24 protein-coding genes, 1 rRNA gene and 2 other annotated features are annotated in these 23,076 nt (G+C 42.6%); all 25 genes read right to left on the bottom strand.

Going from position 1 to position 23,076, the window contains the following annotated elements; genetic code table 11:
* Window positions 1–288: 288 nt before the first annotated feature.
* Window positions 289–891, bottom strand: coding sequence for a class I SAM-dependent methyltransferase (locus tag ACNJYY_RS00665; protein WP_416730178.1), 603 nt, complete (start codon window positions 889–891; stop codon window positions 289–291).
* 324 nt (window positions 892–1,215) lie between these two features.
* On the bottom strand, window positions 1,216–1,581 hold the full coding sequence (rplL, locus tag ACNJYY_RS00660; RefSeq protein WP_416730177.1) for a 50S ribosomal protein L7/L12: 366 nt from the start codon (window positions 1,579–1,581) through the stop codon (window positions 1,216–1,218).
* Window positions 1,582–1,628: 47 nt separating this feature from the next.
* On the bottom strand, window positions 1,629–2,126 hold the full coding sequence (gene rplJ, locus ACNJYY_RS00655; RefSeq protein WP_066285506.1) for a 50S ribosomal protein L10: 498 nt from the start codon (window positions 2,124–2,126) through the stop codon (window positions 1,629–1,631).
* Window positions 2,127–2,165: 39 nt separating this feature from the next.
* Window positions 2,166–2,318 (bottom strand) — a sequence feature (ribosomal protein L10 leader region).
* A gap of 45 nt (window positions 2,319–2,363) precedes the next feature.
* Entirely contained in the window at window positions 2,364–3,065 is a 702-nt protein-coding gene (gene rplA, locus ACNJYY_RS00650; protein WP_066390636.1) for a 50S ribosomal protein L1, read from the bottom strand.
* A gap of 161 nt (window positions 3,066–3,226) precedes the next feature.
* A complete protein-coding gene (rplK, locus tag ACNJYY_RS00645) occupies window positions 3,227–3,652 on the bottom strand; it encodes a 50S ribosomal protein L11 (protein ID WP_066285502.1) in 426 nt (141 codons plus the stop codon).
* Window positions 3,653–3,810: 158 nt separating this feature from the next.
* Window positions 3,811–4,344: a transcription termination/antitermination protein NusG gene (gene nusG / locus ACNJYY_RS00640; protein WP_066390634.1), complete on the bottom strand. Its 534-nt coding sequence runs from the start codon at window positions 4,342–4,344 to the stop codon at window positions 3,811–3,813.
* Between the two features lie 75 nt (window positions 4,345–4,419).
* Window positions 4,420–4,626 (bottom strand): preprotein translocase subunit SecE, encoded by a 207-nt coding sequence (secE, locus tag ACNJYY_RS00635; protein WP_082861218.1) that lies wholly within the window; start codon window positions 4,624–4,626, stop codon window positions 4,420–4,422.
* Window positions 4,627–4,684: 58 nt separating this feature from the next.
* On the bottom strand, window positions 4,685–4,834 hold the full coding sequence (gene rpmG, locus ACNJYY_RS00630) for a 50S ribosomal protein L33 (protein WP_077365486.1): 150 nt from the start codon (window positions 4,832–4,834) through the stop codon (window positions 4,685–4,687).
* Between the two features lie 626 nt (window positions 4,835–5,460).
* Window positions 5,461–6,111 carry an RNA polymerase sporulation sigma factor SigH gene (gene sigH / locus ACNJYY_RS00625; RefSeq protein ID WP_066390628.1) on the bottom strand — a complete coding sequence of 217 codons (651 nt, stop codon included), beginning with the start codon at window positions 6,109–6,111 and terminating at the stop codon, window positions 5,461–5,463.
* A gap of 79 nt (window positions 6,112–6,190) precedes the next feature.
* Window positions 6,191–6,709, bottom strand: coding sequence for an NYN domain-containing protein (locus ACNJYY_RS00620; RefSeq protein WP_416730176.1), 519 nt, complete (start codon window positions 6,707–6,709; stop codon window positions 6,191–6,193).
* Window positions 6,706–7,497, bottom strand: coding sequence for a 23S rRNA (guanosine(2251)-2'-O)-methyltransferase RlmB (gene rlmB / locus ACNJYY_RS00615; RefSeq protein WP_416730175.1), 792 nt, complete (start codon window positions 7,495–7,497; stop codon window positions 6,706–6,708). The genes ACNJYY_RS00620 and rlmB overlap by 4 nt, the downstream gene beginning before the upstream one ends.
* Window positions 7,498–7,499: 2 nt before the next feature.
* Window positions 7,500–7,907, bottom strand: coding sequence for a Mini-ribonuclease 3 (locus tag ACNJYY_RS00610; protein WP_416730174.1), 408 nt, complete (start codon window positions 7,905–7,907; stop codon window positions 7,500–7,502).
* Window positions 7,908–9,311 carry a cysteine--tRNA ligase gene (cysS, locus tag ACNJYY_RS00605; RefSeq protein ID WP_416730173.1) on the bottom strand — a complete coding sequence of 468 codons (1,404 nt, stop codon included), beginning with the start codon at window positions 9,309–9,311 and terminating at the stop codon, window positions 7,908–7,910.
* Window positions 9,312–9,968 (bottom strand): serine O-acetyltransferase, encoded by a 657-nt coding sequence (gene cysE / locus ACNJYY_RS00600; RefSeq protein WP_265589178.1) that lies wholly within the window; start codon window positions 9,966–9,968, stop codon window positions 9,312–9,314.
* A gap of 260 nt (window positions 9,969–10,228) precedes the next feature.
* Window positions 10,229–10,456, bottom strand: a binding site (T-box leader).
* A gap of 56 nt (window positions 10,457–10,512) precedes the next feature.
* Window positions 10,513–11,982 carry a glutamate--tRNA ligase gene (gltX, locus tag ACNJYY_RS00595; RefSeq protein ID WP_416731778.1) on the bottom strand — a complete coding sequence of 490 codons (1,470 nt, stop codon included), beginning with the start codon at window positions 11,980–11,982 and terminating at the stop codon, window positions 10,513–10,515.
* A gap of 252 nt (window positions 11,983–12,234) precedes the next feature.
* Window positions 12,235–12,711 (bottom strand): 2-C-methyl-D-erythritol 2,4-cyclodiphosphate synthase, encoded by a 477-nt coding sequence (gene ispF / locus ACNJYY_RS00590; protein ID WP_416731777.1) that lies wholly within the window; start codon window positions 12,709–12,711, stop codon window positions 12,235–12,237.
* On the bottom strand, window positions 12,708–13,403 hold the full coding sequence (ispD, locus tag ACNJYY_RS00585) for a 2-C-methyl-D-erythritol 4-phosphate cytidylyltransferase (protein WP_416730172.1): 696 nt from the start codon (window positions 13,401–13,403) through the stop codon (window positions 12,708–12,710). The genes ispF and ispD overlap by 4 nt, the downstream gene beginning before the upstream one ends.
* 18 nt (window positions 13,404–13,421) lie before the next feature.
* On the bottom strand, window positions 13,422–14,513 hold the full coding sequence (locus ACNJYY_RS00580; protein WP_416730171.1) for a PIN/TRAM domain-containing protein: 1,092 nt from the start codon (window positions 14,511–14,513) through the stop codon (window positions 13,422–13,424).
* A gap of 95 nt (window positions 14,514–14,608) precedes the next feature.
* On the bottom strand, window positions 14,609–15,682 hold the full coding sequence (disA, locus tag ACNJYY_RS00575) for a DNA integrity scanning diadenylate cyclase DisA (protein WP_416730170.1): 1,074 nt from the start codon (window positions 15,680–15,682) through the stop codon (window positions 14,609–14,611).
* An 8-nt stretch (window positions 15,683–15,690) separates the two neighbouring features.
* Window positions 15,691–17,067 carry a DNA repair protein RadA gene (gene radA / locus ACNJYY_RS00570; RefSeq protein ID WP_144704547.1) on the bottom strand — a complete coding sequence of 459 codons (1,377 nt, stop codon included), beginning with the start codon at window positions 17,065–17,067 and terminating at the stop codon, window positions 15,691–15,693.
* Window positions 17,068–17,595: 528 nt separating this feature from the next.
* Complete coding sequence (gene clpC, locus ACNJYY_RS00565; RefSeq protein ID WP_137792297.1) at window positions 17,596–20,016, bottom strand: ATP-dependent protease ATP-binding subunit ClpC; 2,421 nt, start codon at window positions 20,014–20,016, stop codon at window positions 17,596–17,598.
* A 14-nt stretch (window positions 20,017–20,030) separates the two neighbouring features.
* A complete protein-coding gene (locus ACNJYY_RS00560; RefSeq protein ID WP_416730169.1) occupies window positions 20,031–21,098 on the bottom strand; it encodes a protein arginine kinase in 1,068 nt (355 codons plus the stop codon).
* 3 nt (window positions 21,099–21,101) lie between these two features.
* Window positions 21,102–21,635, bottom strand: coding sequence for a UvrB/UvrC motif-containing protein (locus tag ACNJYY_RS00555; protein WP_066390592.1), 534 nt, complete (start codon window positions 21,633–21,635; stop codon window positions 21,102–21,104).
* Between the two features lie 36 nt (window positions 21,636–21,671).
* A complete protein-coding gene (locus ACNJYY_RS00550) occupies window positions 21,672–22,139 on the bottom strand; it encodes a CtsR family transcriptional regulator (protein WP_137792299.1) in 468 nt (155 codons plus the stop codon).
* A gap of 789 nt (window positions 22,140–22,928) precedes the next feature.
* Window positions 22,929–23,044, bottom strand: a 5S ribosomal RNA gene (gene rrf, locus ACNJYY_RS00545).
* Window positions 23,045–23,076: the final 32 nt, after the last annotated feature.

The raw sequence follows: 23,076 nt of genomic DNA, 5'->3' as shown, positions 1-23,076 counted from the left end.
CTTCACCCCTCAAATCCAGCGTTTTTTTCGTGTATCATATTTCTATCTAACATTCTATTAAGAAGGTTAGAAAACAAAAAGAAAAAGGGTTTCATAATTTTAAAACCGCAGTTTTCCTATTTTGATAAAAGCTATTATATAATTTTGTCCAACTTTTTCGCATTCTATACGTCTAAACATGAGTAAAAAACGTTGATTTATCAACGTTTTTTCGCTTACCACGAAAAATAAGCAGCAAAATGCGAATCCATTGGCATTTTACAATACTAACATACGGGATTTATCAAGTCAAACTTTTATTGCGCGTAAAATATAGTAGCCTTTTTTCTTCGCAACCGTTTCAACTTGGCCGAATAATTGTTCCATTTTATCCATAGCAGATGGCGCACCTTGTTTCTTTTGAATCACTACCCATAACTCGCCACCAACGCAAAGTTTATGATAAGCTTCTTCAAAAATTTGATGAACGACCGTCTTACCTGCACGAATCGGCGGATTTGTGATAACAGCAGCAAACTCTTCATCCTTCACTTCAGCAAATAAGTAACTTTTATAGATCTTTACATTATCAACCTTGTTCTTATCTGCGTTCAGCTTAGCGAGTTCAATTGCTCTTTCGTTGATATCCACCATTTGAACAACACGATTTTCTTCCGCTCTTGCAAGCGAAAGCCCGATCGGCCCGTAACCGCATCCTATATCTATATAATCACCAGATACTTCTGGAGGTACAAAGGACTCTATTAAAACGCGACTGCCAAAATCTACTTCTTTTTTCGAAAAGACACCAGCATCTGTCGTAAAGCGAAATTTTTCGCCGTTTAATGTAAAATCCCATGTTTCTCTTTTGCTTTCTGTACCAGGTGTTTCAGAGTAATAATGGTTCTTCATTGTTTTAAAACTCTCCTTACCTTCTGATAAAGACAGTATTCCCGTTCCAAAATTCTTTAACGGTCTATCTATAAAGTCGCTTGTGTAAGTAGTTGATTTCCACTCCAGGTTGCTCGCTTTCCACGGGGCGTCCGGTGAGCCTCCTGCCGCTTCGCGCCATTAGGAGTCTCCACCTGACCACTCGTCCCGTAGGAGTCTCGCACCTTGCATTCCAATCAACTTGCATAAGACGAGAATTGCAACACTCTTCTAGAAGAAAGCCTTCTAAAGAATTAAGCGAAACAAACAAAAAGGTCCGCCATCGGGCGAACCTTTTCTTTTGAATTACTTAACTTCAACAGAAGCTCCAACTTCTTCAAGCTTAGCTTTGATTTCTTCAGCTTCGTCTTTAGATACGCCTTCTTTAACTGGCTTAGGAGCACCGTCAACAAGTTCTTTCGCTTCTTTAAGGCCAAGACCTGTAAGTTCACGAACAACTTTGATAACTTTAATTTTTGAAGCTCCACCGCTTGCAAGAATTACGTCGAATTCAGTTTGTTCAGCAGCAGCGTCTGCACCAGCAGCTCCACCAGCTACAGCTACAGGAGCAGCAGCAGTTACACCAAACTCTTCTTCGATTGCTTTTACTAGGTCGTTAAGCTCTAAAACAGTCATTGTTTTTAAGCTTTCAATGATTTGCTCTTTAGACATTATAATTTCCTCCTTATGGAATGTAAGTTATTGGTTGAAGATAAGACTTACGCGCCTTGTTCTTCTTTTTGTTCTGCAACGGCTTTAGTAGCCAACGCAAAGTTGCGGATAGGTGCTTGAAGCACACTGAGTACCATAGAAAGAAGACCTTCTCTTGATGGAAGTTCAGCAAGAGCTTTCACTTCTTCTAGAGACGCGATACGTCCTTCGATTACACCAGCTTTGATCTCAAGCGCTTCGTGTTTCTTAGCGAAGTCGTTAAGAATCTTAGCAGGAGCTACAACATCTTCATTCGAGAATGCGATCGCTGTAGGACCAGTTAAGTGTTCTGATAGGTTAAGATCGTTTTCTTCAGCAGCGCGAACTACCATTGAGTTTTTGTAAACTTTAAACTCGATGCCAGCATCACGCAGTGACTTACGAAGTTCAGTAACCTCAGAAACAGTAAGACCACGGTAGTCAACAAGGATTGTTGATTGGCTATTTTTGATTTTCTCAGAAATAGTGGATACTAACTGCTTTTTTGTTTCTAAAATGCTGCTCATTATTACACCTCCTGTAAAATGATTGCATCACCGCAGGTTTTGTCCAAAAACAAAGCCTCCATGTCGAGACATGGAGGCGTGAGTATCTAAAGTCATAAGTAATTAACGAATGAGCTTATCGATGCTTCACCTCGGCAGGAAAGATTTAAGCCATTTGGCTCCTGCTGTCTACGGCATTCATCTGATGCGTTTGTGTTTAACAGTATATAATATAACGGGTATAAACCCGTTTGTCAACTATCGTTTTACAGCAAATGAAGATGGATTAACTTTGATCCCAGGTCCCATAGTTGAAGAAACAGCAACGTTCTTCATGTAAGTTCCCTTTGCAGCTGCAGGCTTAACTTTCAACAATGTTTCGATGATTGTGTTAAGGTTTTCTGCAAGCTTCTCAGCTTCGAAAGATACTTTACCGATTGGAACGTGAACGTTACCAGTCTTGTCGACACGGTATTCTACTTTACCAGCTTTGATTTCGTTAATCGCTTTTTCAACTTCAAATGTAACTGTTCCTGTTTTAGGGTTAGGCATTAAACCTTTAGGTCCTAAAACACGTCCAAGTTTACCAACTTCAGCCATCATGTCCGGAGTAGCAACGATTACGTCGAACTCGAACCAACCTTGTTGGATTTTGTTGATGTAGTCAGAATCGCCAACGTGATCTGCTCCAGCAGCTTCAGCTTCTTTTGCTTTTTCACCTTTTGCGAATACTAATACACGTTGAGTCTTACCAGTTCCGTTTGGAAGCACTACTGCTCCACGAACTTGTTGGTCAGCTTTCTTCGTGTCTACACCTAAACGAACTGCAACTTCTACAGACTCGTCAAATTTTGCAGGAGCAGCTTTTTTAACTAGCTCGATCGCTTCTGCAGCGTCATATGCTTTTGTGCGGTCTACTAATTTAGCCGCTTCTTGGTACTTCTTACCTTTGTTTGCCATTGTATTGTCCTCCTTATGTGGTTTAGCGGATATTCCTCCCACTTATTGCACTAAAAGATCTAGTGCAATTACACGCATTGCATGAATAAAGGTTGCGAACCGTTTGAAGGGCAGGATATCAATCCATTTACTCGCAACCTAATAGACATCAAACACAGGGATTAGTCTTCGATAACAATTCCCATGCTGCGTGCTGTACCTTCAACCATACGCATTGCAGCTTCAACACTAGCAGCGTTTAGGTCAGGCATTTTTGATTCTGCGATTTCGCGAACTTTATCACGCTTTACAGTCGCAACTTTTTTCTTGTTAGGCTCACCAGAACCTGACTCGATTCCTGCAGCTTTCTTTAAAAGAACAGCAGCCGGAGGAGTTTTAGTGATGAATGTAAATGAACGGTCTTCGAAAACCGTGATTTCTACCGGAATGATTAAACCAGCTTGATCAGCAGTACGAGCGTTGAATTCTTTACAGAATCCCATGATGTTTACCCCAGCTTGTCCTAGTGCAGGTCCAACTGGCGGTGCCGGGTTTGCTTTACCAGCAGGGATTTGCAATTTTACCATCTTAATAACCTTTTTAGCCACGCGACACACCTCCTTAAGTCCGTGATGTGGTATTATGGGCCGAAACCCTCCCACTCAAAAATACGCTTCCCCTCCTAAAAGAGAGGAAGCAGTTGATTAGTAATATCAAACATAAAAAATTCTATCACCTTTTTGAAGTGATTACAAGTCTTTTTCCATTATAACTTGCTTACTTGGGTAAACTCAAGTTCAACTGGTGTTTCACGGCCAAACATGTTGACGTGAACTTTCAGCTTCTGTTTTGTTGCGTCGATCTCTTCAATCGTACCAACAAAGTCAGCAAAAGGACCTTCTTTTACTTTTACAGATTCCTTGATTTCGAAATCAACTTCAACGCGCGGAGCTTCCATACCCATACCTTTAAGAATATGATCTACTTCCTCAGGCAAAAGTGCCGTTGGCTTTGAGCCCGCTCCAGCAGAACCGACAAATCCTGTTACCCCAGGTGTGTTACGTACAACGTACCAAGAATCATCTGTCATGATCATTTCCGTTAATACATAACCAGGGAAAACTTTCTTCATGCTTGTTTTTGTCTTACCGTTCTTTGTTTCGGTCTCTTCTTCTACAGGTACAAGTACACGGAAAATCTTATCTGTCATCCCCATAGATTCCAAACGCTTTTCCAAGTTTGCTTTTACTTTGTTTTCATAACCTGAATAGGTATGAACTACGTACCAATTTTTTTCCATACGATGGGACCCGTGTCCTTTCCCTCCTAAAATGGATATACTCTAGCATTCTATCCAAAAGAAGCTATATCTAATCTACCCTAAAATAAGCTCAACTAATTGTGAAATCCCTAGATCCACAACCCAGAAGAACAAAGCCATAATCACTACAGTTGACAGTACAATCCCCGTATAGCGAAATAATTCTTTTCGCGAAGGCCAGCTTACACGCTTCATCTCCTTATTTACATCGGAAAGAAACTTTGCTGGTGATTTTTTTGTCTTTTCTGCAACATCCGCCATCTTCATAAACCCCCATGCCTTTTGATCAATTAACATTTATAAAAAAAGCTTGTTTCGCTTACTTCGTTTCCTGGTGAATGGTATGAGCATTGCAGTAGCTGCAAAACTTTTTAACCTCGACTCGTTCAGGATTGTTTTGCTGGTTCTTCATCGTTGTATAATTTCGTTTTGAGCATTGTTTACAGGCTAAAAAAACTTTTTTTCTCATGCTAAATAAACACCTTTCGTGCGACAAAGCCACTCATCCACGTTACAATGTTACTTTTAAAACCTTAACATAGGGGTATACGCTTGTCAATAAAGGGAAAATGACGTTTTGCAAGCTGATTGTATCGGAAATGTAAGTGGTTGATTATCGTTTAAGAGGCTTCGCTTTGTTAGTATTTGTGAAGGAATCGTGTGAAGTAAGAAGCTTTTTAAAGTGGCAGGGTCTTAGCCACTTGTTCCAGGCAAGTGGTGGGCGAGTAACTAAACAAAAAGACTCAAAAAGGAACTTTAATTATAAAATAGGGTGAAAAGCCAGCCGAAAATGATTCATCTGGCTATTTTGTTCTCATGAACACAATATTTCATGAGATTTTTTGCTTAAATTAGGCGATTAACGTATACCCACCTCGGTATTCATGATGCTAATCCCTAAAATTTTTGGATTTAATCCTAGAAATTATCCTATTAATCCCGCGAGTTTGGGCTATAATCCGGCGAGTTTTGCGCATATATCGGCGAGTTGACAAGATTCGACAACCATTACACGCCCGATACCCCACCCACACGCCTATCAGCTCATACAACTACTTAAAACCAAAAGAAAAAGAGCAGGAATAATCCCCGCTCTTAAGATGATATTTCTCTTAGCTCTAAATAACGCTCTAATTTACGTTTCACTCGCTGAAGCGCGTTGTCGATGGACTTCACGTGTCTGTCGAGATCCACTGAGATTTCCTGGTACGATCTTCCGTCAAGATACAGCATCAGAACTTTGCGTTCCAGGTCACTTAATATTTCTCCCATCTTCACTTCAATATCATCAAATTCTTCTTGATTGATAATCAGTTCTTCTGGATCAGTGACTTTTGTACCGCATATTACATCCATTAGTGTACGGTCGGACTCTTCATCATAAATCGGCTTGTCCAACGACACATAAGAATTTAACGGAATGTGCTTTTGTCTAGTTGCCGTTTTGATAGCGGTAATCATTTGCCTTGTTATACATAGTTCGGCAAAAGCTTTAAAGGATGACAGCTTGTCCTCTTTAAAATCGCGAATGGCTTTATACAGCCCGATCATGCCTTCTTGAATGATATCTTCCCGGTCTGCACCGATCAAAAAGTATGATCTTGCTTTCGCACGAACAAAGTTTTTATATTTGTTGATCAAATATTCAAGTGCTGCGCTGTCCCCCTCATGAACCAGTTCCACAAGGCTTTCATCTTCCATGAGCTCGTAATCGCTTACTGACCGTTCCTTGAGATCTATGTTCACGACAAATCCCCCCACCAGGTTTTTACCGGCAAAATATAGCAATATTATAGCTCATAATTCACAAAAGCGTCAAGATTCCTTATTTTTGCCCTCTTCTCCATCTTTCAAATATTTCGGCAATTTCGTCTGAAAGAAGGATAGAGGAGGAGGTTTGCTTCCTTTTTCTCTCGCCAACGGACATATGAATATGCTTTTCGATTTCGTCCATCTCATTCTTTAATTCTCTCGCGGATTTCCTCAATGCACCCTTACCAAAAATCTGCCACTGCTCAGTTGAGTCTGAAGTTGCTACGTAAATTCGCTTATCGATTGATTTTAACTCTCCGACTAGACGTTCGATCCGTTCATCCGCCGTTTCGTTCTCTCTTGTGAAAATGACTTCAACGCGGTGATTTTTCGTTTTTTTCTCTGTGCCAGGTGTGAGATGGGCATCAAATACAACGATTACTTGATACCCAGTCGTTCCCTGATATTCTGCCATATATTCGATCAGCAGGTCTCTTGCTTTGGCAAAATCCGATGTTTTTAAGCTCCGTAATTCGGGCCAAGCGCCAATGATGTTGTAGCCATCAACAATCAAATAGTGGCGAGTTTTCATTTTCGGGCTTCTAACGGATTACGGTTACGGTACACTTCATACATCAAGAGACTAGCTGCAACCGATGCATTAAGCGAGGTAACCTTCCCTTTCATCGGAAGCTGAACAAGGAAATCGCACGTTTCTGATACGAGTCTTCCCATCCCTTTTCCTTCGCTTCCGATCACAAGACCTAAAGGCATGTCCCATTTCGCTTGCCTATAATCATCTTTCCCTTTCATGTCAGCGCCGGCAAACCACATGCCACGGTCCCTTAACTCTTTCATCGTCTGGACAAGATTCGTTACACGAACAACCGGAATGTACTCGATCGCACCCGTTGAAGCTTTTGCTACTGTAGCGGTCAGCCCTACTGAACGTCTTTTCGGAATAATGATGCCATGTGCACCGACTGCATCAGCCGTACGCATGATCGAACCTAGATTATGAGGATCTTCAAGCTCGTCCAATAAAAGAAAGAACGGCTCTTCTCCACGCTCTTCAGCAATTTTAAACAAATCATCGATATCTGCATAAGAATAGGCTGCAACACCCGCGATCACACCTTGGTGATTGCCTCCTCCGCTTAATGAATCGAGCTTTTGCTTTGGTACATATTGCACAAGGACGTTTTGCTTTTTAGCCATTGAGACGATCGTGCTCACAGGCCCTTTTTGAGATCCTTCACCTACGAAAATTTTATTAATATCACGGCCGGAGCGCAGAACTTCCATAACCGGATTTCGGCCGATGATCAGTTCTTGTTCTTTTTGTTCTTTTTGTTCTTTTTGTTCTTTTGCTTCACTCATCTTTAGACCTCCCCTTTTTTATTCTCTGTTAACACATATTCCATCATGTTCGTTAATCGTTCATGGTTATTCAACAGATAAAGATAACCGATGATCGCTTCAAAGCTTGTGGCATGCCTATATGTTTGAACATCCGTATTTTTCGGTACGGTACCTTGGTTCGCATTGCGGCCACGCTTAATCACAGCGACCTCTTCTTCTGTAAAATAGTTCTCTTCAAGCAGCTGAACGACCATGCTTGCTTGCGCTTTTGCTGAAACAAACTTTGTGGCAGATACATGGAGCTTATTCGGCTTCACCTGTCCGTTACGGATTAGGTGTTCACGCACGAACTGCTCCATTACTGCATCTCCCATATAAGCAAGCGTCGTTCCGTTCAGTTGTTTAATATCTGAGTCCGTTATCTTCATTTACTTATCTCTTTTCCACCGAACACCTTGTGCGGTATCTTCCAAAATGATGTTCTGTTCTTTTAGCTGATCACGAATCTCGTCAGCGCGAGCAAAGTTCTTTTCTTTACGGGCTTGATTACGTTCTTGAATAAGAGCATCAATCTCTTCGTCTAACAATTCTTCTTCTTTATGAAGAGTTAGTCCGAGCACACCAGCTAGCTCATCGAACAGAGCGATGAACTCTGTAATAACGGCTTTAGAAGTGTTCTTCTCTTGCAGGTATACGTTCGCTTCTCTCGAAAAATCAAAAAGATGAGAGATGGCATTTGCTGTATTGAAATCATCATCCATATCCGTGATAAATTTCTCTCTTGTTTCTTTCACGAGCTGAGTCCATTTTTCTGAATCCATTGCAAGATCTGCCGATACACTCAAGCGGTGTTTCAAGTTTTCATAAGACGTACGGATTCTATTCAATCCTGCCTCGGCCGCTTCTAACAACTCTTGACTGAAGTTGATCGGATTACGGTAGTGGACGGCAAGCATAAAGAATCGAATAACTTGCGGATCCTGCTGTTGTACAAGATCATGAACAAGAACAAAGTTCCCAAGTGATTTGGACATTTTTTCGTTATCAATATTAATATACCCATTATGCATCCAATACTTAGCCATCGGAGCTTCATTTAATGCTTCCGATTGTGCGATCTCATTCTCATGATGCGGGAAAGCTAGATCCTGGCCGCCGCCATGAATGTCGATCGAATCACCTAAGTATTTTTTGGCCATTGCCGAGCATTCGATATGCCAGCCTGGGCGACCTTTGCCCCAAGGGCTCTCCCAATAGATCTCTCCATCTTTCGCCGCTTTCCATAGCGCAAAATCAAGCGGATCTTCTTTTTTCTCACCTACTTCAATTCTCGCACCAGATCTTAAGTCGTCGATCGATTGATGAGAAAGTTTACCGTAGCCGTTGAACGAACGCGTCTTAAAATAAACATCTCCCGCTGCTTCATAAGCAAAACCTTTTTTGATAAGGTTCTCGATAAAATCAATGATTTCTGGCATCGTTTCTGTTACACGCGGATGTGCGTCCGCTTTTTGTACGCCTAATGCGCAAGTATCCTCGTGATACGCATTGATAAATTTCTCAGCGATCGTTGGGACATCGCTTCCCATCTCTTTCGCTGCTTTAATGAGCTTATCATCAACATCCGTAAAATTGGAGATGAACTGCACTTCATAGTTTCTATATTCCAAGTACTTTCTTACCGTATCAAAAACAATAGCCGGTCTTGCGTTACCGATATGGATATAGTTATATACCGTCGGCCCGCACACATACATCTTCACTTTTCCTTCTTCTAACGGAACGAAAAGCTCTTTTTGACGTGTCATCGTATTATAGATTTTAATACCCATTTAAACTTCACTCCCTTTTTTCAATGTTTCCAGTTCTTCACGCATTCGTTTCATCTCGTTATGCATCTCTCTAAATTTATCAGCTACCGGATCAGGCAGATCTCGATGATCAAGTTCGCATCCTACTTTGATGCCGTCTTTAATCACGACCCTCCCTGGTATTCCAACTACGGTCGCATCGGGCGGAACATGTTGAAGAACAACCGATCCTGCTCCCACTTTTGAATTTTTTCCGATGGTGATGTTCCCTAGAACCTTGGCTCCTGTAGCAACAAGAACATGATCTTCGAGCGTCGGATGCCTTTTACCTTTTTCTTTCCCCGTACCTCCGAGCGTAACGCCTTGATAGAGCGTTACATCATTACCGATGATACACGTTTCACCGATCACCACACCCATTCCGTGATCGATAAAAAAGCGTCGGCCGATCTGTGCGCCAGGGTGTATTTCAATGCCGGTAAAAAAGCGGCTGATCTGTGAGATCAAGCGGGCTAAAAACAGCCAGTTTCGTTTGAATAACTTATGTGCTAATCTATGGGCCCAAACCGCGTGCAGTCCAGAGTATGTTAGGAATACTTCGAATGAACTTCTAGCCGCTGGGTCTTTCTCAAAAACAACTTGAATGTCTTCTTTCATGGCTGAAAACATGTTCTCCAACCTCCTTGCCTTTTTATAAAAGGGACTTGCCTGTTAAGCGTGTTGTCTCAGGCATTTTTTATTTTCTTCATCGCAAAGTTGATTGGAGTGTAAGGTGCGAAACTCCTGGGGGATCAGCGGGACAGGTGAGACTCTTAACAGCGCTAAGCGCTAAGAGGCTCACCGCACGCCCCCCGGAAAGCGAGTACCTGTAACGGAAATCAACTACTTTCAAGAGCGACGAAGACTACAAATAAAAAACGCCCCTGTGCCAAATATGACACAGAGACGTACGGATAGACGCGGTTCCACTCTGTTTAACAGGCTTATTAAACTCACCTGTTCCCTTGAGCTCCATAACGGGGAGTTGCCGCCCAAACCTACTAAAACTTTCGGCATGGGACTCCGAGGGGCACTTCAGCAAGCATTTTCATGAACCACTTTCAGCCGGTGATGGTTCTCTCTACTATGAAAAGGCGCTAGCCTACTTTCCTCATCTGCGTTTTACACGTTTATTATAAGTTTCTTTTACTATATTATAATCTTTGCAAAATGTGTACTTTTATTACTTTTTAGTTTGAGTCAGTACAGCATTTACGCGCTTTGTAATTACATCTTTACCTAAAAGGGAAACAGCAGCAGGCAGATCTGGACCATGTTGCTGGCCTGTCGTTGCCACACGGATCGGCATGAACAAGTTCTTTCCTTTTTGGCCCGTTTCTTTTTGAACAGCTTTCATCATTGCTTTGATGTCTTCCGCTTCAAAAGAATCACTGTTTTCGATCTGAGTTAAGAACGATTCCATAACGGAAGGAACACCTTCACCTTGCAATACTTCAAGTGCTTCTCCTTCGTACTCGATTTCTTCTTTGAAGAATAGTTCCGTTAAGTCTACGATCTCTGCACCGTAGCTCATTTTTTCCTGATGAAGAGCGACAAGCTTCGTGATCCACTCTTGTTCTTCAGGGCTAGGGTTCATAGACACTCGACCCGCTTTAACAAGGTGAGGCATACATAACTCAACGATACGAGCCACATCTTGCTGTTTCATATATTGATTGTTCAACCATTCTAACTTTTGCGTATCAAAAACGGCAGGTGCTTTTGATAAACGGTTCGGATCAAAAATTTCAATGAACTGTTCTTTGCTGAAGATCTCTTCTTCTCCACCTGGAGACCAGCCTAATAGAGCAATGAAGTTAAACAGCGCTTCTGGCAAGTATCCTAGATCTTTGTATTGCTCGATAAACTGAACGATCGATTCGTCGCGTTTGCTCAGTTTCTTACGATTTTCATTCACGATCAATGTTGTATGACCGAACTTCGGATGCGAAAATCCTAGCGCATCATAGATCAATAACTGCTTCGGTGTGTTTGAGATGTGATCATCTCCACGCAGTACGTGAGTGATCGCCATTTCGTGGTCATCGATAACAACCGCATAGTTGTAAGTAGGAATTCCATCTTTTTTCACGATAACAAAATCACCAAAGCCGCTTGATTCAAATGAAACTTCACCTTTTACCATGTCATCAAACGTGATCGTACGGTCTTGCGGAACTTTAAAACGAATGCTCGGTCGGCGGCCTTCTTCTTCTAGAGCCGCTTTTTCTTCAATTGATAAGTTTCGACAACGTCCGTCATAAACCGGAGTTTCTCCTTTAGCCATCTGCTCTTCACGAGACGCTTCAAGCTCTTCTTCTGTACAATAACAAGTGTATGCAAGACCTTTTGAAAGTAGTTCATCTGTATACTTCTCGTATAGATCTAAACGTTCCATTTGACGATACGGACCGTAATCTCCTCCGATATCAACACTTTCATCCCAATCCATACCGAGCCATTTTAAATGGTTCAGCTGGCTTTCTTCTCCGCCTTGAATATTACGCTTCTGATCTGTATCTTCAATACGAATAATAAACTTTCCGCCAGAGTGGCGAGCATATAAATAATTGAATAGAGCTGCACGTGCATTCCCTATATGTAAGTGTCCCGTTGGACTTGGTGCATAACGCACTCGAACTTCGTTTGCCATCATGTTTCACCTCTATAATTTTTTTCTTTTTCTTCTTTAGATGAATGGTTGGATCGCTTGACTGATCCTCTTCACTGGAAAGTTGATAGGAGTGCAAGGTGCGAGACTCCTGGGGGATCAGCGGGACAGGTGAGACTCTTAACAGCGCAGAGCGCTAAGAGGCTCACCGCACGCCCCCCGGAAAGCGAGCAACCTGGAACGGAAATCAACCGCTCACTTAAACTCCATAGCATTCGTTAAACAGCAGTACAACTATGCCTTCTCTATCAAAACAACCGCTTGAGCTGCGATTCCCTCTTCGCGTCCAGGGAAACCTAGCTTTTCAGTCGTCGTTGCCTTCACATTGATTCTCTCTACTTCAACCCCAAAAATACCGGCGATCACTCCGCGCATCTCTTCAATGTACGGAAGCATCTTTGGCTTTTGAGCAATGATCGTACAATCTATATTACCTAAAGAATAACCTTTATTCTCGACCAATTTCCAAGAATCGAGCAGCAAACGCTTCGAATCTGCGTCCTTATAGGCAGGATCTGTATCCGGAAAGTGTTTGCCGATATCTCCTTCTCCCGCTGCGCCTAGCAATGCATCTGTGATCGCATGCAAAAGAACGTCAGCATCAGAATGCCCTAAAAGTCCCTTCTCATAAGGAATTGTTACGCCGCCAATGATTAACGGACGACCCTCGCTAAAGGCATGTACATCAAAACCTTGTCCGATGCGCATTATGCTTTTTCCCCCTGTCTCTCTAACAAAATGGCTTGTCCAAACAACAAGTCATCAGACGTAGTTAATTTTATATTATGATAGTCCCCCATTACAATAGCCACTGTTTGTCCAATTCGTTCTACTAGGCTTGCGTCATCCGTTCCAATGTAACCTTCTTCGTCTGCCTTCCGGTGTGCATCCATTACGATAGAAAGACGAAAAGCTTGCGGGGTTTGAACAGCCCACAAGCTGGAACGGTCGATCGTTTCTTCCACTTGATTCTCGATTACCCGCTTAACCGTGTCCTTCACAGGAACAGCTAACACGGCAGAGCCTGTATCTCGTGCCGTATTAACCAGTTGTAAAATAGAATCATGTGTGATGAAAGGACGTGCTGCATCATGAATGAGGACGAGATCGGCATCAGTAGGCACGACCTTCAACCCTTCATAAACACTTTGCTGACGCTCTTTTCCGCCTGGAACGATTTTACGCACTTTTTGATATTGGAACGACTCTACAAAATCTTGCATCTGCTGCAATTCCTTTTCACTGCCGACCAAGATCACACCTTCGCAATGCGGATCTCTTTCAAACACATGCAGCGTGTGCGCGAGGACCGGTTTTCCTAAAAGCTCGATCCACTGCTTCGAGACACCAGCTTTCATGCGTTTACCTTGTCCAGCAGCAGGAATGACTGTCCAATAATTCACGTGCTTCCCCACCGTTCGTTACAATGCTTTTTCTAATAGTTTCTTTTTAGCAAAAATCATTCTTCCCGCTGATGTTTGGAGTACTGAAGTGACAACAACATCAATCGTCTTGCCTACATAATCACGACCATCTTCTACGACGATCATCGTTCCATCGTCCAGATAGCCTACACCTTGGCTCTGTTCTTTACCGTCTTTGATCACTTGTACAACAAGCTCTTCGCCCGGAAGAACAACCGGTTTAACCGCATTTGCAAGGTCATTGATATTTAGTACTGCAACGTTTTGCAGCTCACATACTTTGTTCAAATTAAAATCATTCGTTACGACAACACCGGACAACAGCTGAGCGAGTTTTACTAGCTTACTATCCACTTCCGTAACCTCTTCAAAATCACCTTCATAGATTTCAACTTTCATAGAAAGCTCTTTTTGAATTCGATTTAGAATATCTAGACCTCGGCGTCCTCTGTTACGCTTAAGAACATCTGAAGAATCGGCAATATATTGTAATTCTTCTAATACGAAACGAGGAATAATGAGCGGACCTTCTAAAAAGCCAGTTTGACAGATATCAGCCACTCGGCCATCGATAATAACGCTCGTATCTAGAATCTTATACTTACCACTCGGCTTTTCGATCTCTGGCTCTTTTTTACGCTCTTTTCCTTGGCTTTTCAATGAGAACAGCTGGATCAACTCATCTCTCTTTTTAAAACCTACCTGAAAGCCTAAATAACCAAGCAGGAATGTAATAGCGATCGGCAGTATGGAACTGACCACAACAATATCCATAGAACTTAACGGTGACTGGATCAAAAATGCGACGATCAGTCCGATGATCAGTCCCATCGTTCCAGATAAAAGGTCAGTTGCTGGAGCTTTTACAACCGTTTCCTCAGCCCAGCGGATTAAACCTACTACGTAATCTGACAGCCAAAATGTAGATAAAAAAAGTATAAGTGCACCAATTACTGCCCCGACATATGGGGATGTTACCTGATTCGGAAGATCACCGAAGTTAAGTACACGAATGAGATCTGGTATATATAGATAGCCGAGCATGCCACCTATTACAATGAAAAATAGCTGAACAATTCTTTTTAGCATGCCTGATTCACCTCCCCTAATCATTATTTACAAAATGACCGTATTAAAAACGTGTAAAAGATAGAAAATTCCTTTTTTTACAGAGGAAGTTTTCTCTAGATATGACGATCGACGAAAAGCTGTTCCTGAATGCGTTTTAGACCTTCCTTTACTTTTTTGGCACGGATCTCACCGATACCCTCTACCTCGTCCAATTCATCAATGGACGCACGCAAAATTTGCGGAAGGTTTTCAAAAGCATCTGTCAGGTTTTCGATAATAACGGCTGGAAGCCTTGGAATTTTGCCAAGAATACGGTAACCGCGTGGATGAATCGTCTCATCCTGCATATTCATACCGGCTGAGAAGCCTAAAAGTTTCATAATAACAGATTCATCGAACAATTCTTCAGATGATAGTTTGTTCAATTGGCGAAGAATCGCATAAGGATCACTTTCACGATCCTTCATATAGTCCTTGATTAAAAGCAGTGCTTCTTCCTCGATGTTTGAAACAAGCTCCTCCATCTGGATTCGAATCAGTCTTCCTTCAACACCAAGTTCATTAACATATTTAATAATCTCATTTTTTATGCGTAAAACCATCTCAATTCTGTGAATAACTTGTGTAACTTCTTGGAAAGTCACTAATTCTTCAAATTCTAGAGCGCCAAGGTTCGTAACACTTTGGTCGAAAACAACCTTATATTTCTCAAGCGTTTGAATCGCTTGATTCGCTTTCGTCAAGATCACACCGATCTCTTTTAACGAATAACGAATCATCCCCTGATACAAAGTGATTACGTTACGACGTTGAGAGATGGAGATCACAAGGTTCCCTGTTTGACGCGCAACACGTTCTGCCGTTCTGTGACGGATCCCCGTTTCTGTTGACGGAATAACCGTATCTGGAATCAACTGTGTGTTCGCATACAGAATCTTAACAGCATCTTCGTTTAAAATGATCGCCCCATCCATCTTAGCAAGTTCATATAGAGATGCTGGGGAGTATTTGCAATTGATAGAGAAACCTCCATCAACGATTTCTTTTACTTTATCGTTATATCCAACAACGATCAGTCCACCCGTTTTCGCTCGCAATACGTTGTCGATCCCTTCTCGCAGTGGTGTTCCGGGAGCAACTAGCTGTAGCATTTGGCTTATGATTGCTTCTTTTATCGCATGGTCCATAATATCTTTTACCCTCCTAACGCTGCTTGTAATGCCTCATAAACGGTCGATACCCCGACGACTTGAATTCCTTTTGGAACCGTCCAGCCACCGATATTTTTATCAGGTATAATAGCTCGCGTAAAACCTAACTTCGCAGCTTCATGTACGCGCTGCTCGATACGGGAAACTCTTCTAACCTCTCCCGTTAATCCTATTTCTCCAATCATAACATCTGTTGGCTTGGTTGGTGAATCGCGAAAGCTTGAAGCGATGCTGATCGCAACTGCAAGATCGATCGCCGGCTCATCCAGTCGGACACCGCCTGCAACGTTTAGATATGCATCCTGGTTCTGAAGAAGCAATCCGACTCTCTTTTCTAAAACGGCCATAAGCAGTGATACGCGGTTATGATCGATACCCGTAGCCATCCTCCTAGGATTTCCAAAGCTCGTTGGCGATATTAGTGCTTGAAGCTCTACTAGCATCGGTCGCGTTCCTTCTAGAGAAGCAACTACGGTCGAACCCGCTGCCCCTTTCGAACGTTCTTCTAAAAAGATTTCAGAAGGATTTAATACTTCTTCAAGACCTACTTCTTTCATTTCAAAAACACCGATTTCATTCGTAGAGCCAAAACGGTTCTTAACTGCTCGTAAGATTCGGAAAGTGTGATGCCGCTCACCCTCAAAGTACAATACGGCATCTACCATGTGCTCTAAAAGACGCGGACCCGCGATATTTCCTTCTTTTGTAACATGTCCTACAATAAATACCGCGATACCTTTTGTTTTCGCCATGCGCATCAAATGCGATGTACACTCTCGTACTTGCGATACACTTCCAGGAGCGGAAGTGACTTCAGCTCGATAAACGGTTTGAATCGAATCGATGATCATCACAGAAGGCATCACATCAGACATCGCCTGTTCGATCAGTTCTAAATCTGTTTCTGCTAGAACAAACAAGTCCTTAGCGTCGATCTCTAAACGATCGGCACGGAGCTTTGTCTGTTTCACAGATTCCTCACCCGATATGTATAGAACACGCTCTCCTTTTTTTGCGAGCTGTGCAGATGTTTGCAGCAACAAGGTAGACTTACCAATTCCGGGGTCTCCACCAACTAAAACCATTGAACCTGGAACGATCCCTCCACCTAGTACACGGTTGAACTCCTGATAGTTTGTCGGTATCCGCGGCTCTTGCTCGCTTTTCACATCCGCTATCGACTGAGGTTTCTGCTTTACGTTCTTATCTCCGCCAGAGCTTAACCCTCTTATGTTTTTTTCAGGACGAATCGTTTCCTCCACCATCGTGTTCCACGCATGGCAACCGGGGCATTTCCCCATCCATTTCGGTGATTCGTAACCGCAATCTTGGCAAAGAAAGATTGATTTTACTTTAGCCATCTATAAAAACTCCTCTTCAAAACTTAACACTTTAATATCTATCTATTTCATAACCTTTAGTTTCTAGTTTCAGACGCTTCGAGAAATTGATACTTTTAAAAAACTTCATGGAAAGGTTGATTGGAGTGGAAAGTGTGAGACTCCTCGAAAATTACACTTCAAATTTTCTTCGTGCGATGTGTCGCTGCCGAAGCATTCCTTGTCCTGCGGGACGAGTGGGCAGGAGAGACCCCTAAAGGCGCAAAGCGGCAGGGGGCTCACCGCACGCCCCGCGGAAAGCGAACACCTGTAACGGAAAGCAACCACTCCTAAGAGCAACCATGAGTATGGAAACGCCTTTCTAATTCAAGAAAGTTAAATACTGAAAATATCAAGATTTATTCACTAATATCATAACATAAAACCTAACAACTACTTCCATTTGAGCTCTGCAAAAAAAGGCGAACAGCTAAGATTATTTCGACAAAAACCCGGAGGACATGTCTGTCTTCCGGGTCTTTTGTAGGATATTCTCATATGTGGTAAAAGTTAAACCGTTTGAACGACAAAATCGTTCTCTTCAACATCAATCTTAACGGTCTGCCCTTTGTTGATATTTCCTCTTAGAAGCTCTTCAGATAATCGATCTTCAATCTTACGCTGTAGGGCACGACGCAACGGACGAGCTCCGTAATCTGGATCGTATCCTTCTTCTGTGATCTTTTCGAGCGCAGCTTGTGTTAACTCGATCTCGATACCTTGATCACTTAAGCGTTGTTTCAGTGATGCTGCCATCAGGCTAACGATTCTTAGCAAGTGCTCTTTTTCTAAAGAATGGAACACGATGATCTCATCAATACGGTTCAGGAACTCTGGACGGAAAGCACGTTTAAGTTCATCCATCACTTTAGACTTCATGTCGTTGTACTTCTGACCTTCGTTATGAACAGCAAATCCTAGAGAACGGTTACGCTTAAGCGTGCTCGCTCCTACGTTTGAAGTCATGATCACAACCGTGTTACGGAAATCAACCGTACGTCCTTTAGAATCAGTTAAACGACCATCTTCTAGCACTTGAAGTAAGATATTGAATACTTCAGGATGCGCTTTTTCGATCTCATCAAGCAAGATAACAGAATAAGGCTTTCTTCTAACTTTTTCTGTTAACTGGCCGCCTTCTTCGTGTCCAACATAGCCTGGAGGTGATCCAACGAGACGAGATGTTGTATGCTTCTCCATGTACTCAGACATATCGATACGAATAATCGCATCTTCATCGCCAAATAGTGTCTCAGCAACAGCTCTTGCAAGCTCAGTTTTACCTACACCTGTTGGTCCTAAGAAGATGAATGAGCCGATCGGACGCTTCGGATCTTTAAGTCCAGCACGTGCTCTTCGGATAGCTTTAGAGATTGCCGTAACAGCCTCTGATTGACCGATAACCCGATCATGCAGAATCTCTTCCATCTTCAGAAGGCGTTCTGTTTCCTCTTCAGCAAGCTTGGAAACCGGAACTCCCGTCCAAGACGATACAACTTGTGCGATATCTTCTGGTGTTACTTCTGTGTTTTCTTTACCTTGCTTCTCTTTCCAAACATCCTTCGTCTTTTCTAACTCTTCACGAAGGCGTTGCTCAGAATCTCGAAGTGAAGCTGCTTTTTCAAATTCTTGACTTTGAACAGCCGCATCCTTCTCTTTACGAACTTCCTCTAGCTTTTGTTCAAGCTCTTTTAAGTTCGGTGGAGCTGTATAGGAACGAAGACGAACTTTTGACGCCGCTTCATCAATAAGATCAATCGCTTTATCTGGTAAGAAACGATCTGAGATGTAACGATCTGATAACTGAACAGATGCTTCAATCGCTTCATCCGTGATCGTCACACGGTGGTGAGCTTCATAACGATCGCGAAGTCCTTGAAGAATTTGAATACTCTCATCCTTCGTTGGCTCGTTAACGGTGATCGGCTGGAAACGACGCTCAAGCGCTGCATCTTTTTCAATATATTTTCTGTACTCATCAAGTGTTGTAGCACCGATACATTGAAGTTCGCCGCGAGCAAGAGCTGGCTTTAGAATGTTGGATGCATCGATCGCACCTTCTGCTCCACCTGCACCGATCAGTGTATGAAGTTCGTCAATGAATAGAATGATGTTTCCAGCTTGGCGAATCTCATCCATTACTTTTTTCAAACGGTCTTCGAATTCACCTCTGTACTTCGTTCCAGCTACAACTGTACCCATATCAAGCGTCATTACACGCTTATCACGAAGGGTTTCTGGCACTTCGTTATTGATGATCTGCTGCGCCAAACCTTCAGCGATAGCCGTCTTACCAACACCGGGCTCACCGATCAATACAGGGTTGTTCTTCGTACGGCGGCTCAGAACCTCGATTACACGCTGAATTTCTTTCGCACGCCCGATTACAGGGTCTAGTGTACCTTCACGAGCAATCGCTGTTAGATCGCGAGCTAAGCTGTCTAACGTAGGTGTGTTGGCACTAGCAGATGAACCTCTATGACTTGAAGAAGATTCATTGCTTCCTAGTAACTGCAGCACTTGTTGACGCGCTTTGTTAAGGCTGACACCAAGGTTGTTGAGAACACGGGCTGCAACGCCTTCTCCTTCACGGATCAAGCCTAATAGAATGTGTTCCGTTCCCACGTATGAATGTCCGAGTTTACGAGCTTCATCCATGGAAAGTTCGATCACTTTTTTAGCACGAGGCGTATAGTGGATCGTTTGAACAGCTTCTTGACCGCGGCCGATCAATGTTTCCACTTCTTTTTGAATCTTTTCTGGCCCAAGACCAAGAACTTGAAGGGCTTTTGCTGCAATTCCTTCTCCTTCACGGATCAGTCCAAGCAGGATATGTTCAGTTCCCACATTATTATGACCTAAGCGAATCGCTTCTTCTTGTGCTAAAGCTAAAACTTTTTGTGCTCTCTCAGTAAAACGACCAAACATCATACTCGTCACGCTCCTTATCGGTTTTCCAATTTTATTCTTTCTCTGATTAATGTGGCTCTTCTTATGTCACGTTCTTCTGGAGTTAGAACTTCACCTGCATATTGTTGAAGAAAACCTGGTTGTGTAAGTATCATAAGCTCATTGAGGATCGTTTTTGAAATGCCAGGTAGAATCTCTAAATCAATGCCTAGCCGCACATCTGATAAACACTTGGCAGCTTCTTTTGATTGGATGATCCGGCAATTCTCTAATGTTCCCAATGAACGGAATAACTTGTCTTCAAGCTGTAATTTCAAGCCATCCTGCAGCTGTTGACGAGCTGCTCGTTCTTGCTGGATGACCTGCATGACGACACCTGCGAGATCTTCCATTATATCCTCTTCTGACTTGCCTAGTGTCATCTGATTTGAAATTTGAAAAATGTTTCCTTGCGCCTCAGTACCTTCGCCGTAGATCCCTCTTACCGCTAACCCTAGCTGATTAATCGCTGGGATGATGCGGCTCATCTTTTTCGAGAGTACGAGAGCTGGAAGATGCATCATGACAGAGGCACGAAGTCCAGTTCCTACGTTCGTCGGACAGCTTGTTAAATATCCTCGTCTTTCATCAAACGCATAATCAACGTTCTTTTCAATAAAATCATCGATCTCATTCGCCCGATGAAGCACTTCTTCTAATTGAAACCCTGGTGCTAAACATTGGATGCGTATATGATCCTCTTCGTTCACCATGATGCTGACCGATTCATCTGCATTCATGAGAACTGCACCGTATTTCGCTTGCTCTGCTAGATTGGGACTGATCAGATGTTTCTCAACAAGTACCCGTTTTTGAACAGGTTTTAACTCCTCCATCATCAGCTTTTCAAGATTTTCTGCTTCTTCTTCATTTTCTGAGCTCATACAAGTCGAGATCGCTGAAATGACTTCATGAGCCGATTCTTTATCTGCTGCGATGGGAAATACATATTGATGAATATTCCTTGCAAGTCGGACACGGCTCGATAGAACTATATCCGATTCCGGCCCCTCTCGTTTCATCCAGGGACTGATCGCGTCACTGATAAATCGTTCCAAAGACATCGGTTACGTATCCCTCCCCTGTTGCAAGCGGTGCTCGATCTCTCTGATGACATCCCTTGTTTCAGCAGCTTTTTCAAATTCCTCATTTAATATATACTGCTGCAAAGCTTGCTTTAATTGCTGAAGCTGCTTTTTTTCTTGAATACTGCTTCCTGCACGGAGTGGAATCTTTCCCGCATGCAAAGTGTTACCACCATGAACTCTTTTAAAAATAGGATTAAGTTTCGATTCAAACGCCTTGTAGCAGTTATCACACCCAAAGCGGCCAATCTTCGCAAACTGATAATAACTCATTCCGCATTTTTCACAGCTTAATGAGGGCGGAATGAAGTTGGATGATGGCGTGTTCGGGACATGTCCATCGCCGTGTAAAAGCCCAGAAAGCAATTGGTGAATGGAAAAAGAATTCGACCCCGGCAAGAATTCTCCTTTTTCTTTAGCACAATGTTCACAAATGTGAAATTCTGTTTTCTCCCCATTTATGATCTTTGTAAAATGTAAAGACGCTTCTCGTTCATGGCACTCTTCACAATTCATTCTGCTCCCTCCCTTTATATAGAATGAATAAAAGGGCTATGTGGTTCGATATTTTAACGTTTTTATCATAGCTTTTAATAATTCTGCACGTAATTCATCTCGTTCTGGAAGATTAAGCTTTAAAATAGATCTGTCCATCACGCTCAGCATAAGTCTTGCTTCTCGCTCTGAAACGATCGTCTCTTCCATAAGTCTCTTTATTACATTTTCTGCGTTGCCTTGCGATATCCTCTCACCAATCAAGGTGGTTAAGTGATCAATTAAGTGGGCGGAGCTTTCGGTGCGGACCTTCATGATCCGAATATATCCTCCTCCACCTCTTTTACTTTCCACTACGAAGCCTTTTTCAATCGTAAATCTCGTGTTTATCACGTAGTTTATTTGAGAAGGCACGCATTGAAATCTTTCCGCAATATCCGTCCGCTTAATTTCAATGGACGGATCATTAGAGCTCGAGAGAATTTGCTTTAAGTAATTTTCAATTACATCTGAAATATTCCTCATTTCCCCTCCCCCTTCTGACTTTGACTAACTTTGACTATAGTTATATTATAGCCTGCCTTTTTCCGAAAATGCAAATCTCTATCAACCATTATTGCCTCATGATTACCTTCTTAACCTGTATGATTCTGTCGAAAAGATGATGCTATTGGAGGAGGATGGATGTACGCGTTAAGATGTGATGACTACGATAAGTGGCTGATCAATGCGGCGGTCGGTGTCGAAAATTTGATAAAAATTTTTATCCGTGAAATTATATGGAGGATTACCGTGAGATTATGTGGCTTTGGGTGGATGAGGAGATCTCATTTGGGGCTTGTGAGGGGCAGGGCTGTATAGGTGCGTTTTTTGCTTCGATGAGGGGTGAGTCGGCTGCTAGCGTTGCTTTTGAGTGGATAATAGGAGCTTTAGCTTTGGTATATCGCGTGTTGGAAGATGGCTGTGGCCATCTTCTTCCTATATTGAGGGTTTTGAGTGGGGTTGTAAGTGTTAAGACCGGCCTATTGAAAATACCACGCTGGGTATCTCCGTGGGCTAATTAAGTCTAAATGAACAAAATTAAGCCGTAAGAAGAGTGAATTAAGTCGGAACGAGCCTCAATTAAGTCGAAAATCAAAAATAAAGGCATTTCGCTAAATCTCGACAACCGCCTCCCTGCCCGATCCATGCACTATACCCCGAGCCTTCCACACCTTCATCACCCATAATCAGAAGTTTGGCAGCCGCCAAACTACCTTATTTCTTTTTTAAAACACAAAAAAAGAAGATGGATTCTCATCCATCTTCCTCATTGCCTAGCGACGTCCTACTCTAACAGGGGGAAACCCCCAACTACCATCGGCGCTAAAGAGCTTAACTTCCGTGTTCGGTATGGGAACGGGTGTGACCTCTTTGCCATCATCACTAGACCTAACCATGACGTTAACCATGATTCTAAATT

It is taken from the genome of Fictibacillus tiangongensis (assembly GCF_048083785.1).
Taxonomy (GTDB): Bacteria; Bacillota; Bacilli; order Bacillales; family Fictibacillaceae; genus Fictibacillus.
Note: the sequence above shows the minus strand (reverse complement) of the source record. Positions and strands in the feature narration are given on the sequence as shown.

Bases quoted from the DNA above. Each gene is read 5' to 3' on its own strand.
- ACNJYY_RS00665 (WP_416730178.1), bottom strand. From the start codon at position 891: ATGAAGAACCATTATTACTCTGAAACACCTGGTACAGAAAGCAAAAGA.
- rplL (WP_416730177.1), bottom strand. From the start codon at position 1,581: ATGTCTAAAGAGCAAATCATTGAAAGCTTAAAAACAATGACTGTTTTA.
- rplJ (WP_066285506.1), bottom strand. From the start codon at position 2,126: ATGAGCAGCATTTTAGAAACAAAAAAGCAGTTAGTATCCACTATTTCT.
- rplA (WP_066390636.1), bottom strand. From the start codon at position 3,065: ATGGCAAACAAAGGTAAGAAGTACCAAGAAGCGGCTAAATTAGTAGAC.
- nusG (WP_066390634.1), bottom strand. From the start codon at position 4,344: ATGGAAAAAAATTGGTACGTAGTTCATACCTATTCAGGTTATGAAAAC.
- secE (WP_082861218.1), bottom strand. From the start codon at position 4,626: ATGGCGGATGTTGCAGAAAAGACAAAAAAATCACCAGCAAAGTTTCTT.
- rpmG (WP_077365486.1), bottom strand. From the start codon at position 4,834: ATGAGAAAAAAAGTTTTTTTAGCCTGTAAACAATGCTCAAAACGAAAT.
- ACNJYY_RS00620 (WP_416730176.1), bottom strand. From the start codon at position 6,709: ATGAAAACTCGCCACTATTTGATTGTTGATGGCTACAACATCATTGGC.
- rlmB (WP_416730175.1), bottom strand. From the start codon at position 7,497: ATGAGTGAAGCAAAAGAACAAAAAGAACAAAAAGAACAAAAAGAACAA.
- ACNJYY_RS00610 (WP_416730174.1), bottom strand. From the start codon at position 7,907: ATGAAGATAACGGACTCAGATATTAAACAACTGAACGGAACGACGCTT.
- cysS (WP_416730173.1), bottom strand. From the start codon at position 9,311: ATGGGTATTAAAATCTATAATACGATGACACGTCAAAAAGAGCTTTTC.
- gltX (WP_416731778.1), bottom strand. From the start codon at position 11,982: ATGGCAAACGAAGTTCGAGTGCGTTATGCACCAAGTCCAACGGGACAC.
- ACNJYY_RS00580 (WP_416730171.1), bottom strand. From the start codon at position 14,513: ATGCTAAAAAGAATTGTTCAGCTATTTTTCATTGTAATAGGTGGCATG.
- disA (WP_416730170.1), bottom strand. From the start codon at position 15,682: ATGGACCATGCGATAAAAGAAGCAATCATAAGCCAAATGCTACAGCTA.
- radA (WP_144704547.1), bottom strand. From the start codon at position 17,067: ATGGCTAAAGTAAAATCAATCTTTCTTTGCCAAGATTGCGGTTACGAA.
- clpC (WP_137792297.1), bottom strand. From the start codon at position 20,016: ATGATGTTTGGTCGTTTTACTGAGAGAGCACAAAAAGTTTTAGCTTTA.
- ACNJYY_RS00560 (WP_416730169.1), bottom strand. From the start codon at position 21,098: ATGTCTTTGGAACGATTTATCAGTGACGCGATCAGTCCCTGGATGAAA.
- ACNJYY_RS00555 (WP_066390592.1), bottom strand. From the start codon at position 21,635: ATGAATTGTGAAGAGTGCCATGAACGAGAAGCGTCTTTACATTTTACA.
- ACNJYY_RS00550 (WP_137792299.1), bottom strand. From the start codon at position 22,139: ATGAGGAATATTTCAGATGTAATTGAAAATTACTTAAAGCAAATTCTC.